The organism is Agromyces selenitireducens, assembly GCF_052748465.2.
In genome coordinates this window covers 2,299,416-2,314,663 of the sequence record NZ_CM188259.1, presented here as the reverse complement: position 1 = coordinate 2,314,663, position 15,248 = coordinate 2,299,416, and the positions used below count along the sequence as shown (strand labels likewise).

The window sequence follows — 15,248 nt, the reverse complement described above, 5'->3', positions numbered from 1 at the left end:
AAGTCCTCGAGCGGTCGAGGGCGGCACAGAAGTGCCTCCTCGACCCGCGGAGGGGTCAGCGGGGGCGGGCGATGGGGGCGTAGCGGCCGTTCGTGACGGCGAGGAGGTCGTCGGGCGCGAGTTCGAGGTCGAGGCCGCGTCGCCCGCCCGACACGAGGATCGTCTCGTGGAGGATCGCCCTCTCGTCGAGCACCGTCGGCAGCGCGACCTTCTGCCCGATCGGACTGATGCCGCCGACGACGTAGCCCGTCTTGCGCTCGGCCAGCGCGGGATCGGCCATCTCGGCGCGCTTGCCCCCGAGCGCGGCCGCGAGCGCCTTCAGGTCGAGCTGCTCCGCGACCGGCACGATGCCGACCGCGAGCGACCCGTCCACGTTCGCGAGGAGCGTCTTGAACACCCGCTCGGGCGCGATACCCAACTTCTCGGCGGCCTCGAGCCCGTACGCGGCGGCGCGCGGGTCGTGCTCGTAGGCGAGTGCGGTGAAGCGGATGCCGGCACGCGTGAGCGCGACCGTCGCGGGCGTGCCGGCACTGCCATCCGACTTCCTCGCCATCAGCCGGTCCGATCCGTATCGGGCAGCGTCTCGCGGGCGACCTCGCCGGCGGCGTCGGGGGAGCCGTCGGTCGTGTCCTCGGCCGCGACGTCCACGACGACGGGCGCGGGTTCGCCGTGCGCGCGGAACAGCCGCATCGACTGCGGAGCCATCGCGAGCCGCTCTCCCGGCAGCATCCGCGTGCCGATCTCGCCGTCGGGTTCATCGCGCGCCGAGTCCCAAAGGAGCTCGTAGTCGTCGACGCCCGGGTGGGCGGGCAGCAGCACCTCGGCGCCGCTCTCGGAGGCGTGCACGACGAGCAGGATGCGGTTGAAGTCCTCGAACTCGGGCGTCGACGCGGCAAGGAACTGCAGCGTGCGCTGCGACGGGTCGTTCCAGTGGTCGATCGTCATCGTCTCGCCGAGGGCGTTGTACCAGTCCATCTGCGACGCGCTCGGCACGCGCTCGCCGAAGCGACCGTACCGGACCGGCCGGAGCGCAGGGTGCTCGCGTCGCAGGCGCAGCAGGTGGCGGGTCGTCGTCTCGAGGGCGGCGTCGCGCTCGGACGGATCCCACGCCAGCCAGGTCAGCTCCGAGTCGTGGCAGTACGCGTTGTTGTTGCCGCGCTGGCTGCGTCCGTACTCGTCACCCGCGGTGAGCATGGGCACGCCCGCCGACAGCAGCAGCGTGCCGAGCAGGTTGCGGATGCTGCGGCGGCGGGCCGCCGCGACGCCCGCGTCATCCGTCGGCCCTTCGACGCCGTGGTTGTAGGAGTTGTTGTGGTCGGACCCGTCGCGGTTGTGCTCGCCGTTGCCGAGGTTATGCTTGACGTCGTACGCGGCGAGGTCGGCGAGCGTGAACCCGTCGTGCGCGGTGATGAAGTTCAGGCTGGCGAGCGGTCCGCGCTCGTGCGCGAACGTGTTCGCCGACCCTGCGAGGCGCGTCGCGAACCGACCGATGCCGCTGCCGGGTTCGCCGCGCCGCTCGCGACGCAGGTCGCCGAGCCAGAAGTCGCGCATGCGGTCGCGGTAGCGGTCGTTCCACTCGGTGAAGCCGGGGGCGAAGTTGCCCGTCTGCCAACCGAACGGGCCCACGTCCCACGGTTCGGCGATGAGCCTGCCCGCGCCGATCACCGGGTCGGCGAGCATCGCCTGCAGCAGCGGATGGTCGGGGGAGTAGGAGCCGAGCGCGTCGCGGCCGAGCGTCGCGGCGAGGTCGAGCCGGAACCCGTCGACCTGCAACTCGTCGGCCCAGTACCGCATCGAGTCGAGCACGAGGCGCATCGCGGCCTCCGTGCCGAAGTCGAGCGTGTTGCCGCACCCGGTCGTGTCCACGTACCGGCCGTGCACGTCGTGGCGGTAGTACGACGCGTTGTCGATGCCGCGGAAGCTGTACGTCGGGCCCCGCCGGCCCTCTTCGGCGGTGTGGTTGTAGACGACGTCGAGCACGACCTCGAGGCCGACCTCGTGCATGCGCTTGACCATGCCCGCGAACTCGCGGCGCACCGCTGCCGGGCCGCCTGCCTGCGCGTCGGGGCTCGCGTACGGCGCGTGCGGGGCGAAGAAGCCGAGCGTGTTGTAGCCCCAGTAGTTCACCTGGCCCTGGCGCACCAGGCGCTCCTCGGGCACGAAGGCCTGCACGGGGAGGAGCTCGACCGTGGTCACGCCGAGGCCGGTCAGGTACTCGAGGGAGGCGTCATGGGCGAGCCCGGCGTACGTGCCGCGCAGCCGCTCGGGGATGCGCTCGTTCAGCCGGCTGAACCCCTTCAGGTGGGTCTCGTAGACCACCGTGTGGTCGAGCGGGATGCGCGGCTTGCCGACACCTCCCCAGTCGAAGCCTTCGGCCGCGAGCGAGTCGAGCGCGACGCCTCGCCACGAACCGTCGGGGGCGGGCCGGAGCCCGCGCGCCCATGGGTCGAGCAGGGTGTGCACCGGGTTGAACGCGTGCTCGATCCCGGTCGGCCCGTCGACGCGCAGCCCGTAGCGCGCCCCCGGGGTGAGGGCAGCGGATGTCGCCTCCCACACGCCGTCTCCGTCGCGATCGAGCGGCACGCGGACGGCCGCCCAGTCGAGGTCGTCGTCGTCGAACACGACCAGCTCCACCGACGTGGCGTGCGCCGACCAGACGCGGATCGTGCCGCCCTCCGGTCCGGTGCGCACGCCGAGATCGTGGAGCGAATCGGCGGGGGACATGCGATCTAGAGTAGTTCGTAGGGAACCGGTTCCCGTTCAGGAGGTGCCCGATGCTCCGCCGCGACCCCGTCTACCTCGACCACGCGGCCACCACGCCCATGCGCCCCGAGGCGATCGATGCGGTCACGCGGGCGCTGCGCGTCGTCGGCAACCCCTCGTCGATCCATTCCGCGGGGCAGGAGGCGAAGCGGCTGCTCGAGGAGGCGCGTGAGCAGGTCGCGGCGACAGTGGGGGCCGACCCCATCGAGGTGGTCTTCACCGGCGGTGGTACCGAGGCCGTGAACCTCGGCGTGAAGGGGCTGTTCTGGCGTCGGGCCGCCGGGGCCGGTGCTCGGCGCATCCTCGTCCCGGGCGGCGAGCACCATGCCACGATCGACGCGCTCGACTGGCTCGCAGGGGTCGACGGCGCCGAGATCGTGGAGTCGCCGCTCGACGAGCTCGGTCGGCTGCGGGTCGACGCGCTCGCCGCGGAGCTCGAGCGGGACGCGGCATCCGTCGCCCTCGTCACGATGCTGCAGGCCAACAACGAGGTCGGCACGATCGAGCCGGTGAGGCAAGTCGCCGAGCTGTGTGCGCGCGCGGGCGTGCCGCTGCACGTCGACGCGATCGCGGCCTACGGTCACGTGCCGATCGACCTGCACGGCGTGCGTCGCGAGTCGCGCGCACCGGACGGGGCCGGTCTCGTCGCGATCAGCCTCTCGGCGCACAAGATCGGGGGACCGGTCGGGATCGGCGCGCTCGTGCTCGACCGGTCGACGCGCATCGAGCCGCTGCTGCACGGCGGGGGGCAGCAGCGCCGCATCCGCTCGGGCACGCAGGACGTCGCCGCGGCGGCCGGGTTCGCGGCGGCCGCGCGCGCGACGTTCGAGCGCGTCGAGATCGAGAACGAGCGGATGGCGCGCCTGCGCGACCGCCTGGTGGCGGGGGTCGCGGCGTCCGTGCCCGCGGCGCGGCTCTCTGGCGACCCCGACCCGGCCGGGAGGCTGCCCGGCAACGCGCATTTCTCGTTCGCCGGATGCGAGGGCGACTCGCTGCTGTTCCTGCTGGACGCCGCGGGCGTCAACGTCTCGACCGGGTCGGCGTGCCAGGCGGGCGTGCCCGAGCCGTCGCACGTGCTGCTCGCGATGGGCCGCACCGAGGAGGAGGCACGCGGCGCGCTGCGGATCACGCTCGGGTGGTCGACGACGGAGGCCGACGTCGACGCGTTCCTCGCGGCGCTGCCCGCCGCGGTCGAGCGCGCGACGCGCGCCGGCATGGCGGGGCGGGCGACGAGCTTCGACCGCTGACTGCGACCTCGGGGGTCAGTCGTGAGGCGGGCGACGCAGTCGCTTGACGTCGGTGCGCCGCTTCTTCGCTTCCAGGCGCCGTTCCTTGGCGCCGCGACTCGGCCGGGTCGGTCGTCGCGATGGCGACGGCGGCCGCAGGGCGTCGGCCACGACAGCGGCGAGCCGAGCGCGCGCAGCGTTCCTGTTGCGCAGTTGCGCGCGGTGCTCGGAGGCGGTGATCGTGAGTACTCCGTCGACGAGGCGACCGCTCAGACGCTCGAGGAGTCGCTCCCGCTGAAGCGGAGTGAGAACGTCCGAGCCTGCCACATTCCACACGAGTTCCGCTCGGGAGTCGGCAGTGTTCACGCCCTGCCCGCCGGGACCGGACGACCGCGAGAACCGCCAGGACAGCTCGGACTCGGGGATGGTGAGACCTGAGTCGACCCGAAGACCGGGACGGTGGGGCGCGGGCATTGATCCATCATCCTCCTGCCCTCGCGATGGCCCGCATATCGATCCCCTGAATGAGCACATGGTGCCGCTCGGCTCAGTGGGTCACGGGGTCTTCGACGTGCGGATACGCTGCGTCGGCGAGTTGCCGGACCAGCCGATCCAGGTTCGCGCCGGATCGCGCGTTCAGCGAACCGAGTATCGGATCGCGGGCGCGATCGACTGTCCCTGAAAGGGCGCCGATCGCACCGGCGCCCATCTGCGGCATCCGTTCAGCACAGGGTTCGTACACTGGAACCCATGCGAGTCCTGGCAGCCATGAGCGGCGGCGTCGACAGCGCCGTCGCGGCCGCGCGCGCCGTCGACGCCGGGCACGACGTGGTCGGCGTGCACCTGGCGCTCAGCCGCATGCCCGGCACGCTGCGCACGGGCAGCCGCGGCTGCTGCACGATCGAGGACTCGATGGACGCCCAGCGCGCCGCGAACGTGCTCGGCATCCCGTACTACGTGTGGGACTTCTCCGAGCGCTTCAAGGCCGACGTCGTCGACGACTTCATCGCCGAGTACTCGGCCGGCCGCACCCCGAACCCGTGCATGCGGTGCAACGAGCGCATCAAGTTCGCCGCGCTGCTCGAGAAGGCCCTCGCGCTCGGCTTCGACGCCGTGTGCACCGGCCACTACGCGACGATCGTGACGGATGCCGCGGGCAACCGCGAGCTGCACCGCGCGAGCGCGTGGGCGAAGGACCAGAGCTACGTGCTCGGCGTGCTCACGGCCGAGCAGCTCGCGCACGCGTTCTTCCCGCTCGGCGACACCCCGTCGAAGCAGCTCGTGCGCGAAGAGGCGGCGCGGCGCGGCCTCAGCGTCGCGCAGAAGCCCGATTCCCACGACATCTGCTTCATCCCCGACGGCGACACCCGTGGCTGGCTCGCCGACAAGGTCGGCACGGCCACGGGCGACATCGTCGACCGGTCAGGCGAGGTGGTCGGCTCGCACGAGGGCGCACACGCCTACACGGTCGGGCAGCGACGCGGGCTGCGCCTCGGCACGCCCGCCCCCGACGGCAAGCCGCGCTTCGTCCTCGAGGTACGCCCGAAGGAGAACACCGTCGTCGTCGGCCCGAAGGAGGCCCTCGCGATCGGCGAGCTCGCCGGTTCGCGCTTCACCTGGGCGGGCCAGCCGCCCGCCGAGCCGACCGAGCCGTTCGCCTGCGAGGTGCAGATCCGCGCGCACGCCGACCCGGTGCCCGCGGTCGCGAAGCTGGTGACGGATGCCGCCGGCACGGCCGAGCTCGTCATCACGCCCGTCGAGCCGCTCGGCGGCGTCGCGCCCGGCCAGACCGCGGTGGTGTACGTCGGCACGCGCGTGCTCGGCCAGTGCACGATCGACCGCACCGTGAGTGCGGTGCCCGCCGGCGCCTGAGCGTCGCCTCACGTCGGCTCGCGGCATCCGCTCACCGCGACTCGCGTTGACTCCGTCACCCGAACGGGTGACATCCGGGCCGTCATTGGCGTAGATTCTCGTAGGTTCGCGCCGCAGCGATCCCCCCGCCCCGGCTGCCGCGGACGATGAGGAGTTGCCGTGTCCTATCCGCTGTATCCCGCCGACCCGAACCGTGACCCCGCCGAGCCGTTCCGCAAGCTCGACACCGCGCCGACTGCGGTCGTGATGACCGCCGTCGAGACGCAACCCGACCCGTGGGACGAGTTCACCGACGCCCGGCCGCTCACCGCCGAAGAGGCCACCGAACGCCAGCGCGAGGCGTTCGGCGGGCCGAAGGTCGGCTCGGGCTTCTTCGGTTGGCTGATCGCGGCAGCGACGGCCGCCCTCCTCGCCGGGCTCCTCGTGGCCGCAGATACGGTGCTCGAGTTGGATGTGGTCCCGGACCCGTGGGGGTCCGGTGACATCGGGCCGTTCGACGCGCTGACGATCGGATGGATCGTCGTCGGCACGCTGCTCGCGATCGTGTTCGCCTCCTTCTACTGCGGCGGCTACGTGGCGGGGCGGATGTCACGATTCAGCGGTGTCGCGCAGGGACTCGTGGTCTGGCTGTGGGCCGTCGTCATCGCCGTCATCGTGGGCGTCGTCGCCGCGGTGCTGGGCGCACGACTCGGGCTGGAGGACGCAGTGCTGAGCGCGGTTCGGGCCGTCCCCGTGCCGGACGATCTCCGCCTCACCGCCTGGATCGGCGCTGCGGTCGTGGTCGTCGCCGTGACCCTGGGCGGTGCGATCCTCGGTGGGCACCTCGGGGTTCGCTACCACCGGCGGGTGGATCGAGCCGGCCTGGCCGCCTGAAGCTGAGCGCCCACCGAGCGTTCCCTGCACGCGCGTAGTGCGGCGCGTCGCCGCTTGTCAAGGCCCGTGCCGCCGCGCGCCGATCGTCGTACAGTCGCAGGCGCGCCGCAAGCCTGATCGCTGCGCGGCGCCCGACGAGAGGGGACCCAACAATGAGCACCTCATCCGATCGACCCGGCCGTGACCCGTACACGGCTCCCACCGACCCGCGCGGCACCGACCGCGACGGAGACGGCATCCGTGACGACCGCGAGGTCGTCGACGACCGAGGCCGCACCCGTGTCGACCGTGACGGCGACGGCGTGGCCGACGACCGCGCCTACGTCGACCGCGACCGCGACGGCGTCGCGGACGACCGCGAGGTCGTCGCCGACGACCGACGCGTCGTGCACGACCGGCCGGTGGCAGACCCTGCAGTGCGCGCCGCCGTCGTCGACCGCGAGCGCGAACGCTTCGGCGGCATGAAGTTCGGCTCGGCATTCTTCGGCTGGCTGACCGCCGTCGGCGTGGCGGTACTGCTCACCACGCTGCTCGCGGCGACCGGCGCAGCACTGGGGCTCGGCACGCTCGGCGAGCAGGTCGACGAGGCCGCCGCGGAGAACGCGGCCACCATCGGCATCGTCGGGATCATCGCGCTCGTCGTCATCCTGTTCGTCGCGTACTTCGCCGGCGGCTACGTCGCCGGCCGGATGGCCCGCTTCAACGGCATGAAGCAGGGCATCGCGGTGTGGCTGTGGGCCGTGCTCATCGCGCTCGTGGGCGCCGCGATCGCGGCGATCGCGGGCAGCCAGTACGACGTCCTGGCCAACCTCAACACGTTCCCGCGCATCCCGGTGACCGAGGGCGACCTCACCGTCGCCGGCATCGTGACGCTCGTGCTCGTCATCGCGGCGAGCCTCGGCGGCGCGATCCTCGGCGGAAAGACCGGCACCCGGTATCACCGGAAGGTGGACGCTGCCGGCTTCGGCGCCTAGCGCTTGGGGGAGTGCAGGGCCGAAGAGGGGTGCGCGGTGGGGGCTGCGCACCCCGCTCGGTGCCCGCGCTCGGTCGGTGGGCCTCGTTAGGCTGGCCACGTGGCATCCGTCGACGAGACCGCACCCGCGGCCCCCACCCGCGAGGAGGCGACCGACGAGGTCGCCGACCTCACCATCCGCATCAACGAGGCGCGCGACGCGTACTACGAGCGCGACACGGTGATCATCAGCGACGCCGAGTACGACGAGCTGATGCGCCGCCTCGAGGAGCTCGAGCGGCTCTACCCCGAGCTCCAGAGCCAGGACAGCCCGACGCTCACGGTCGGCGGCCGCGGCGAGACGACGCTATTCGCGCCGGTCGAGCACGCCGAGCGGATGCTGAGCCTCGACAACGTCTTCTCGCCCGACGAACTCGCCGATTGGGCCGTGCGCGCGCAGTCCGCGGCGGGTCGCGCCGTGCACTGGCTCTGCGAGCTCAAGATCGACGGGCTCGCGCTGAGCCTGCGATACCGCCGGGGGCGCCTGATCTCGGCCGCGACCCGCGGCGACGGCCGGGTCGGTGAAGATGTGACCGAGAACGTCCGCTACATCCCCGGCATCCCGCTGCAGCTCGAGGGCACGGGTCACCCCGACCTCGTGGAGGTGCGCGGGGAGGTGTTCTTCCCGACCCAGGCGTTCGACGCGCTGAACGCCAGGCAGGCCGAGTCGGGCGAGCGCGAGTTCGCGAACCCGCGCAACGCCGCGAGCGGGTCGCTGCGCCAGAAGGCCGAAGGCAAGAACGCCGCGCAGCTCGAGCTCATGCAGCGCAGGCTCTCCGGGTTGCAGATGCTCGTGCACGGCGTCGGCGCGTGGCCCGACCCCCCCGTCGCTGCGCAGTCCGAGGTGTACGAGCTGCTCACCGGCTGGGGCCTTCCCACCTCGACGCGGTACCGCGTCGTCGACTCGATCGAGGGCGTGCAGGAGTTCGTCGCGTACTACGGCGAGCACCGGCACTCGGTCGAGCACGAGATCGACGGGGTGGTCGTGAAGGTCGACGAGCTGGCCCTGCACGCCGAACTGGGCGCCACGAGCCGCGCCCCGCGCTGGGCGATCGCCTACAAGTACCCGCCCGAGCAGGTCAACACGCAGCTGCTCGACATCGTCGTGAGCGTCGGCCGTACGGGCCGGGCGACGCCCTATGCCGTGATGGAGCCCGTCCGCGTCGCCGGGTCGGTCGTGCGCCAGGCGACGCTCCACAATCAGGAGGTCGTGAAGGCCAAGGGCGTGCTCATCGGCGACACGGTGGTCCTGCGCAAGGCGGGAGACGTGATCCCCGAGGTGCTGGGTCCCGTCGTCGAGCTGCGCGACGGCAGCGAGCGCGAGTTCGTCATGCCCGCAGAGTGCCCCGAGTGCGGCACGCCGCTTCGCCCCATGAAGGAGGGCGACATCGACCTGCGCTGCCCGAACGCGCGCACGTGCCCCGCACAGGTGCGCGGCCGCGTCGAGCACATCGGTTCGCGCGGCGCGCTCGACATCGAGGCGCTCGGCGAGGTCTCCGCCGCCGCGCTCACGCAGCCGCGCGTGCCGGCGGAGCCGCCGCTTCCGACCGAGGCGGGGTTGTTCGAGCTCACCGTCGCCGACCTCACGCCCATCGAGGTGGTCGTGCGCGACGCCGAGACCGGGCTCGAGAAACTCGAGGCCGACGGCTCCGCGCGGGTGCGGGCGCCGTTCCGCCGCAACCCGACCAGCGCCGAGCGCAGGGCCGGGCTCGAGGGCCCGCAGCCGTCCGCGTCGGCGATCAAGCTCATCGACGAGATCCGGAAGGCGAAGACCAAGCCGCTCTGGCGCATCCTCGTCTCGCTGAACATCCGGCACGTCGGGCCGGTCGCGGCGCGCGCGCTCGCCGACCACTTCGGTTCACTCGACGCGATCCGCGCGGCGAGCCGCGAGGAGCTCGCCGAAGTCGAGGGCGTCGGGTCGATCATCGCCGACTCCCTCATCGAGTGGTTCGACGTCGACTGGCACCGCGAGATCGTCGAGCGGTGGGCCGCCGCGGGCGTGCAGTTCTCCACGCCGGGTCATCCGGGCCCGGGCCGCGCCGCCGAGGGCGGCGGCGTGCTCTCGGGCCTCACGGTCGTCGCGACCGGCTCCCTCGACGGCTTCACCCGTGACGGGGCGCAGGAGGCTATCATCGCGGCAGGGGGCAAGGCGGCGTCCAGCGTCTCGAAGAAGACCGACTTCGTCGCGGCGGGCCCGGGCGCCGGTTCGAAGCTCGCCAAGGCGGAGGAACTCGGCATCCGGATCATCGACGCCGCGCAATTCGCGATCCTCGTGACGAAGGGACCCGACGCGCTCGACCAGTAGGGGGGGGCGATGGGTTCCGACGACCACGACCACGACCACGACCACGCGGACGCGCCGACCGGTGCCACGCGCCGCGACTTCCTGAAACTCGGCGGCGTCGCCGGAGCAGCCGCCGTGGTCGCGGGCGGAGCCGCAGGGGTGACCGGCGCCGCGATCGGGCACTCCGCGGGCGTGACCGAGGGGGCCGCCGGGATCGCCGCGCTTCCGCCGCCGCCGACCCCGCGGGCGAAGCCCGGGTTCGACCACCTCGTGGTCGTGATGGGAGAGAACCGCTCCTTCGACAATCTCCTCGGCTGGCTCTACGACGCCGACACGCTCCCCGACGGGGCCGCCTACGACGGCCTCGCATTCGGCGAGTACGCCAACACCGCACCCGACGGCGAGGTCATCCACGCCCACGTGTACTCCGGCCCCACCGACTCCATCATGAGCCGACCGCACCCCGACCCCGGCGAGGAGTACCCGCACGTCAACACCCAGCTCTACGGCACCACGCGGCCCGCGTCGAACGCGACGGCCGCCATCGACGACATGAAGGCGCCCTACAACGCGCCCGACGCGGGCGCGGCGGCGTCCATGAGCGGGTTCGTCACCGACTACGCCCACCACGTCGAGCACGACGTGCACGACGCCGGCCACCGCGACATCCACCAGATCATGGGGGCGTTCTCACCCGAGATGCTGCCGGTGCTCTCGACGCTCGCGCGGGGATTCGCCGTCTACGACGCCTGGAACTGCGCGGTGCCGTCGCAGACGTTCTGCAACCGGTCGTTCTTCCACGCCTCGACCTCCCACGGCTTCGTCACCAACCACGCCGGCAAGGAGGGCTATCGCAAGTGGCTCGACGCGAAGGCGACGCCCACGATCCTCAACCGGCTCGAGGACGCCGGCCTCGACTGGCGCATCTACTTCGACGACCTCCAGATCATCTCGATGACGGGGTTCATCCACGCGCCCGCGCTCGAGGAGTACTGGCGCACCGACCACTTCGCGCCCATGTCGCAGTTCTGGAGCGACGTCGCAGACGGGAAACTCCCGCCGTACGCGTTCGTCGAGCCGCGCATGATCTACGACCACAACGACTTCCACCCGCCCGTCGGGCCGCTCCGCGAGTCCGAGGTCGACGGCCGCGAGGTCACCGACAGCGCGATCTCAGACGTTCGCGCCGGAGAGCTGCTCCTCCACCGCATCTACTCGGCGATCCGCGTGAGCGCCACCGAGGGCGGCTCGAACGCGATGAACACCATGCTGCTCGTCACCTTCGACGAGCACGGCGGCACCTACGACCACGCCGCGCCGCCGGCCGGCACCCCGCCGCACGCCGACGCGAAGCCGGGCGAGATGGGCTTCGCCTTCGACCGGCTCGGATGCCGCGTCCCGGCGATCGCGATCTCCGCGTACACCGCACAGGGCGGCATCATCCACGACGCCATGCACCACGGGTCCATCATCGCCACGCTGTGCAAGGTCCACGGCCTCGACCCGCTCACCGACCGCGACGACGGCGCCCCCGACGTCCTCAACGCACTCACGCTCGACGAGCCGCGGCATCCGCTCACCTGGCCCGAGACGACCCCGCAGTACACGCCGCCGAACCCCGAGGCCGAGACGCCGCACCCGGGCGACGCCCACCGCACCGCGCCGCTCAGCCCGCCCGCGCGCGGCCTGCTCGGCATGCTCATCGCCAAGTACGGCGACGGCAGCGAACCCGACCCGCAGACCTACGGCGAGGCGTACGAGCTGCTGCAGAAGTACGGCACCGGGCTGTTCGGCGCGCCTCGATAGAATCGCTGCGACCCCTTCCCCACACGACGGAGCAGCATGTCTGAAATCAGCGCCGAGCAGGTCGCGCATCTCGCGAACCTCGCACGCATCGCGCTCACCGACGAAGAGATCGAGCACCTCACCACCGAGCTCGGCCAGATCATGCACGCGGTCGAGAAGGTGAGCGAGGTCGCCACGCCCGACGTGCCGCCGACCAGCCACCCGATCCCGCTGCACAACCCGCTGCGCGTCGACGAGGTGGGCGACGTGCTCACCGTCGACGAGGCGCTCGAGGGTGCGCCCGAGCACGACGGCTCGCGCTTCGTCGTCTCCGCGATCCTGGGGGAGGAGCAGTGAGCGACCTCATCCGCCTGACCGCCGCCGAACTCGGTGCGAAGCTCGCGGCGGGCGAGGTGACCTCCGTCGAGGCGACCCGCGCGCACCTCGACCGCATCGCCGCCGTCGACGGGGCCGTGCACGCGTTCCTCCACGTCGACCCCGAGCACGCGCTCGACACCGCCGCCGAGATCGACCGTCGCCGCCACATCGGCGACGAGCTGGGGCCCCTGGCCGGCGTGCCCATCGCCATCAAGGACGTGCTCGTCACCAAGGGCATGCCGTCGACCGCGGGTTCCCGCATCCTCGAGGGCTGGGTCCCGCCGTACGACGCCACGCCCGTCCGCAAGGTCCGCGACGCCGGCATGGTGCCGCTCGGCAAGACCAACATGGACGAGTTCGCGATGGGCTCGTCGACCGAGCACTCCGCATACGGCCCCACCCACAACCCGTGGGACCTCGAGCGCATCCCGGGCGGTTCCGGCGGCGGCTCCGCGGCATCCGTCGCCGCCTTCGAGGCGCCCCTCGCGCTCGGCAGCGACACCGGCGGCTCGATCCGCCAGCCCGCGCACGTCACCGGCACCGTCGGCGTCAAGCCGACGTACGGCGGCGTCAGCCGCTACGGCTCGATCGCACTCGCGTCCTCGCTCGACCAGGTCGGGCCGGTGAGCCGCACCGTGCTCGACTCGGCGCTGCTGCACGACGTCATCGCCGGCTTCGACCCGCACGACGCCACGTCGATCCCCGACCCGTGGCCGTCGATGGCCGAGGCGGTCAGGCGAGCGGATGTCTCGGGCCTGCGCATCGGCGTGGTGAAGGAGCTCGACTCCGACGGCTTCCAGGCCGGCGTCCGCCAGCGCTTCCACGAGGCGCTCGAGCTGCTGGAGAAGAACGGCGCCGAGATCGTCGAGGTCAACGCGCCGAACTTCGAGTACTCGATCGCCGCGTACTACCTGATCCTGCCCGCCGAGGCGTCGTCGAACCTCGCGAAGTTCGACTCCGTGCGATTCGGCCTGCGCGTCACGCCCGAGGGCGGCGGCACGGTCGAGCAGGTCATGGCCGCGACGCGCGAGGCGGGCTTCGGCACCGAGGTCAAGCGCCGCATCATCCTCGGCACCTACGCCCTGTCGGCCGGCTACTACGACGCCTACTACGGCAGCGCCCAGAAGGTGCGCACGCTCGTGCAGCGCGACTTCGACGCGGCCTTCGCGAAGGTCGACGTGCTCGCCACGCCCACCGCGCCGACCACGGCGTTCAAGCTGGGCGAGAAGCTCGACGACCCGCTGGCGATGTACCTCAACGACGTCGCGACGATCCCGGCGAACCTGGCCGGCGTCCCCGGCATCTCGGTGCCGACCGGCCTCGCACCGGAGGACGGCCTGCCCGTCGGCATCCAGTTCCTCGCGCCCGCGCGCGAGGACGCCCGTCTCTACAACGTCGGCGGCGCCCTCGAGGCGATGCTGCTCGACCAGTGGGGCGGCCCGCTGCTCGACCGGGCGCCCGACCTGTCCACCCACGAACTCATGGCGACCGAGGAGGGCGTGGTCTGATGGCGCGCGCAGCACTGATGGACTTCGACGAGGCCCTCGAGCGGTTCGAGCCGGTCATCGGCCTCGAGGTGCACGTCGAGCTCAACACCAAGACGAAGATGTTCTCGGGCGCACCGAACCCCGCCCACGCCGAGTACCACGGCGCCGACCCGAACACGCTCGTCGCGCCGGTCGACCTCGGCCTGCCCGGGTCGCTTCCGGTCGTGAACGGCACCGCGGTGCGGTACTCGATCTCGCTCGGGCTCGCGCTCGGCTGCTCCATCGCCGAGTCGAGCCGGTTCGCGCGGAAGAACTACTTCTACCCCGACCTGGCGAAGAACTACCAGATCTCGCAGTACGACGAGCCGATCGCATATGAGGGCTCGGTAGAGGTCGAGCTCGAGAACGGCCGCGTCTTCCAGGTCGCGATCGAACGCGCCCACATGGAGGAGGACGCCGGCAAGCTCACGCACGTGGGCGGCTCGACCGGCCGGATCCAGGGCGCCGAGTACTCGCTCGTCGACTACAACCGTGCGGGCGTGCCGCTCGTCGAGATCGTGACCAGGCCCATCGTGGGGGCGGGGGCGGATGCTCCCGCGCTGGCGCGCGCCTACGTCGCCACGATCCGCGACATCGTGCTCGCGCTCGGCGTCTCCGAGGCGCGCATGGAACGCGGCAACCTCCGTTGCGACGCGAACGTCTCGCTGCGCCCGAAGGGCCAGGAGAAGTTCGGCACCCGCACCGAGACGAAGAACGTCAACTCGATGCGCTCGATCGAACGCGCCGTGCGGTACGAGATCCAGCGGCAGGCGGCGATCCTCGCCGACGGCGGAACCATCACGCAGGAGACCCGCCACTGGCACGAGGACACGGGCACCACGAGCCCGGGCCGCCCGAAGTCCGACGCCGATGACTACCGCTACTTCCCCGAGCCCGACCTGCTTCCGGTCGTGCCGGAGCCGACGCTCATCGAGGAGCTCCGGGCCGCGCTGCCCGAGCCGCCCGCCGCGCGCCGCCGACGACTGAAGGGCGAATGGGGATTCACCGATCTCGAGTTCCAGGACGTCGTGAACGGCGGACTGCTCGCCGAGGTGACGGCGACCGTCGCCGCGGGCGCGTCGCCCGCGGCCGCCCGCAAGTGGTGGACGGGCGAGCTCACCCGCATCGCGAACGCGCGCGGCGAGGACGCGACGGGCCTTGTCGAGCCGACCCACGTGGCTGAGCTCGCGGCGCTCGTCGACGAGGGCGTCCTCACCGACCGTCTCGCGCGCCAGGTGCTCGAGGGCGTCATCGCCGGCGAGGGCTCGCCCCGCGAGGTCGTCGACGCCCGCGGACTCGCGGTGGTCTCCGACGACGGCGCGCTCGTCGCGGCGATCGACGAGGCGCTGGCCGCGCAGCCCGACGTGCTCGCGAAGATCCGCGACGGCAAGGTGCAGGCCGCGGGCGCCGTGATCGGCGCGGTCATGAAGGCCATGCAGGGCAAGGCCGATGCGGCGCGCGTGCGCGAACTCGTGCTCGAGCGCGCGAGCGCAGGGTAGCGCGCTTCGAATCGCGTGACGGATGCCGCG

13 protein-coding genes are annotated in these 15,248 nt (G+C 72.1%); 9 read left to right on the top strand and 4 right to left on the bottom strand.

What is annotated here, in order from left to right:
• Positions 1–55: 55 nt before the first annotated feature.
• Positions 56–553 carry a Cys-tRNA(Pro) deacylase gene (gene ybaK, locus ACULK4_RS10780; RefSeq protein ID WP_445964422.1) on the bottom strand — a complete coding sequence of 166 codons (498 nt, stop codon included), beginning with the start codon at positions 551–553 and terminating at the stop codon, positions 56–58.
• On the bottom strand, positions 553–2,724 hold the full coding sequence (gene glgX, locus ACULK4_RS10775; RefSeq protein ID WP_445964421.1) for a glycogen debranching protein GlgX: 2,172 nt from the start codon (positions 2,722–2,724) through the stop codon (positions 553–555). Before glgX ends, ybaK begins: the two co-directional genes overlap by 1 nt.
• A gap of 50 nt (positions 2,725–2,774) precedes the next feature.
• On the opposite strand from glgX, the gene ACULK4_RS10770 reads away from it, so the two are divergent.
• Positions 2,775–4,010, top strand: a complete 1,236-nt coding sequence (locus tag ACULK4_RS10770) for a cysteine desulfurase family protein (protein WP_445964420.1) — start codon at positions 2,775–2,777, stop codon at positions 4,008–4,010.
• Between the two features lie 15 nt (positions 4,011–4,025).
• Here ACULK4_RS10770 and arfB read toward each other — a convergent pair whose 3' ends face one another.
• Both arfB and ACULK4_RS10760 read right to left on the bottom strand, forming a co-directional pair.
• Positions 4,026–4,463 carry an alternative ribosome rescue aminoacyl-tRNA hydrolase ArfB gene (gene arfB / locus ACULK4_RS10765; RefSeq protein ID WP_445964419.1) on the bottom strand — a complete coding sequence of 146 codons (438 nt, stop codon included), beginning with the start codon at positions 4,461–4,463 and terminating at the stop codon, positions 4,026–4,028.
• Positions 4,464–4,536: 73 nt separating this feature from the next.
• Positions 4,537–4,707: a hypothetical protein gene (locus ACULK4_RS10760; protein WP_445964418.1), complete on the bottom strand. Its 171-nt coding sequence runs from the start codon at positions 4,705–4,707 to the stop codon at positions 4,537–4,539.
• A gap of 32 nt (positions 4,708–4,739) precedes the next feature.
• On the opposite strand from ACULK4_RS10760, the gene mnmA reads away from it, so the two are divergent.
• The 8 genes from mnmA to gatB all read left to right on the top strand — a co-directional run bounded on the left by mnmA (position 4,740) and on the right by gatB (position 15,218).
• Positions 4,740–5,861 carry a tRNA 2-thiouridine(34) synthase MnmA gene (gene mnmA / locus ACULK4_RS10755; RefSeq protein WP_445964417.1) on the top strand — a complete coding sequence of 374 codons (1,122 nt, stop codon included), beginning with the start codon at positions 4,740–4,742 and terminating at the stop codon, positions 5,859–5,861.
• Between the two features lie 159 nt (positions 5,862–6,020).
• Complete coding sequence (locus ACULK4_RS10750; RefSeq protein ID WP_445964416.1) at positions 6,021–6,734, top strand: hypothetical protein; 714 nt, start codon at positions 6,021–6,023, stop codon at positions 6,732–6,734.
• A 152-nt stretch (positions 6,735–6,886) separates the two neighbouring features.
• Positions 6,887–7,708, top strand: coding sequence for a hypothetical protein (locus ACULK4_RS10745; protein ID WP_445964415.1), 822 nt, complete (start codon positions 6,887–6,889; stop codon positions 7,706–7,708).
• A gap of 99 nt (positions 7,709–7,807) precedes the next feature.
• Positions 7,808–10,051: an NAD-dependent DNA ligase LigA gene (ligA, locus tag ACULK4_RS10740; RefSeq protein WP_445964414.1), complete on the top strand. Its 2,244-nt coding sequence runs from the start codon at positions 7,808–7,810 to the stop codon at positions 10,049–10,051.
• 9 nt (positions 10,052–10,060) lie between these two features.
• The gene (locus ACULK4_RS10735; RefSeq protein ID WP_445964413.1) at positions 10,061–11,836 is read left to right on the top strand and encodes an alkaline phosphatase family protein; all 1,776 of its coding nucleotides are present in this window, start codon (positions 10,061–10,063) and stop codon (positions 11,834–11,836) included.
• Positions 11,837–11,872: 36 nt separating this feature from the next.
• Complete coding sequence (gene gatC, locus ACULK4_RS10730) at positions 11,873–12,172, top strand: Asp-tRNA(Asn)/Glu-tRNA(Gln) amidotransferase subunit GatC (protein ID WP_445964412.1); 300 nt, start codon at positions 11,873–11,875, stop codon at positions 12,170–12,172.
• On the top strand, positions 12,169–13,701 hold the full coding sequence (gene gatA / locus ACULK4_RS10725; protein WP_445964411.1) for an Asp-tRNA(Asn)/Glu-tRNA(Gln) amidotransferase subunit GatA: 1,533 nt from the start codon (positions 12,169–12,171) through the stop codon (positions 13,699–13,701). The genes gatC and gatA overlap by 4 nt, the downstream gene beginning before the upstream one ends.
• Positions 13,701–15,218 (top strand): Asp-tRNA(Asn)/Glu-tRNA(Gln) amidotransferase subunit GatB, encoded by a 1,518-nt coding sequence (gene gatB, locus ACULK4_RS10720; protein ID WP_445964410.1) that lies wholly within the window; start codon positions 13,701–13,703, stop codon positions 15,216–15,218. Before gatA ends, gatB begins: the two co-directional genes overlap by 1 nt.
• Positions 15,219–15,248 lie beyond the last annotated feature (30 nt).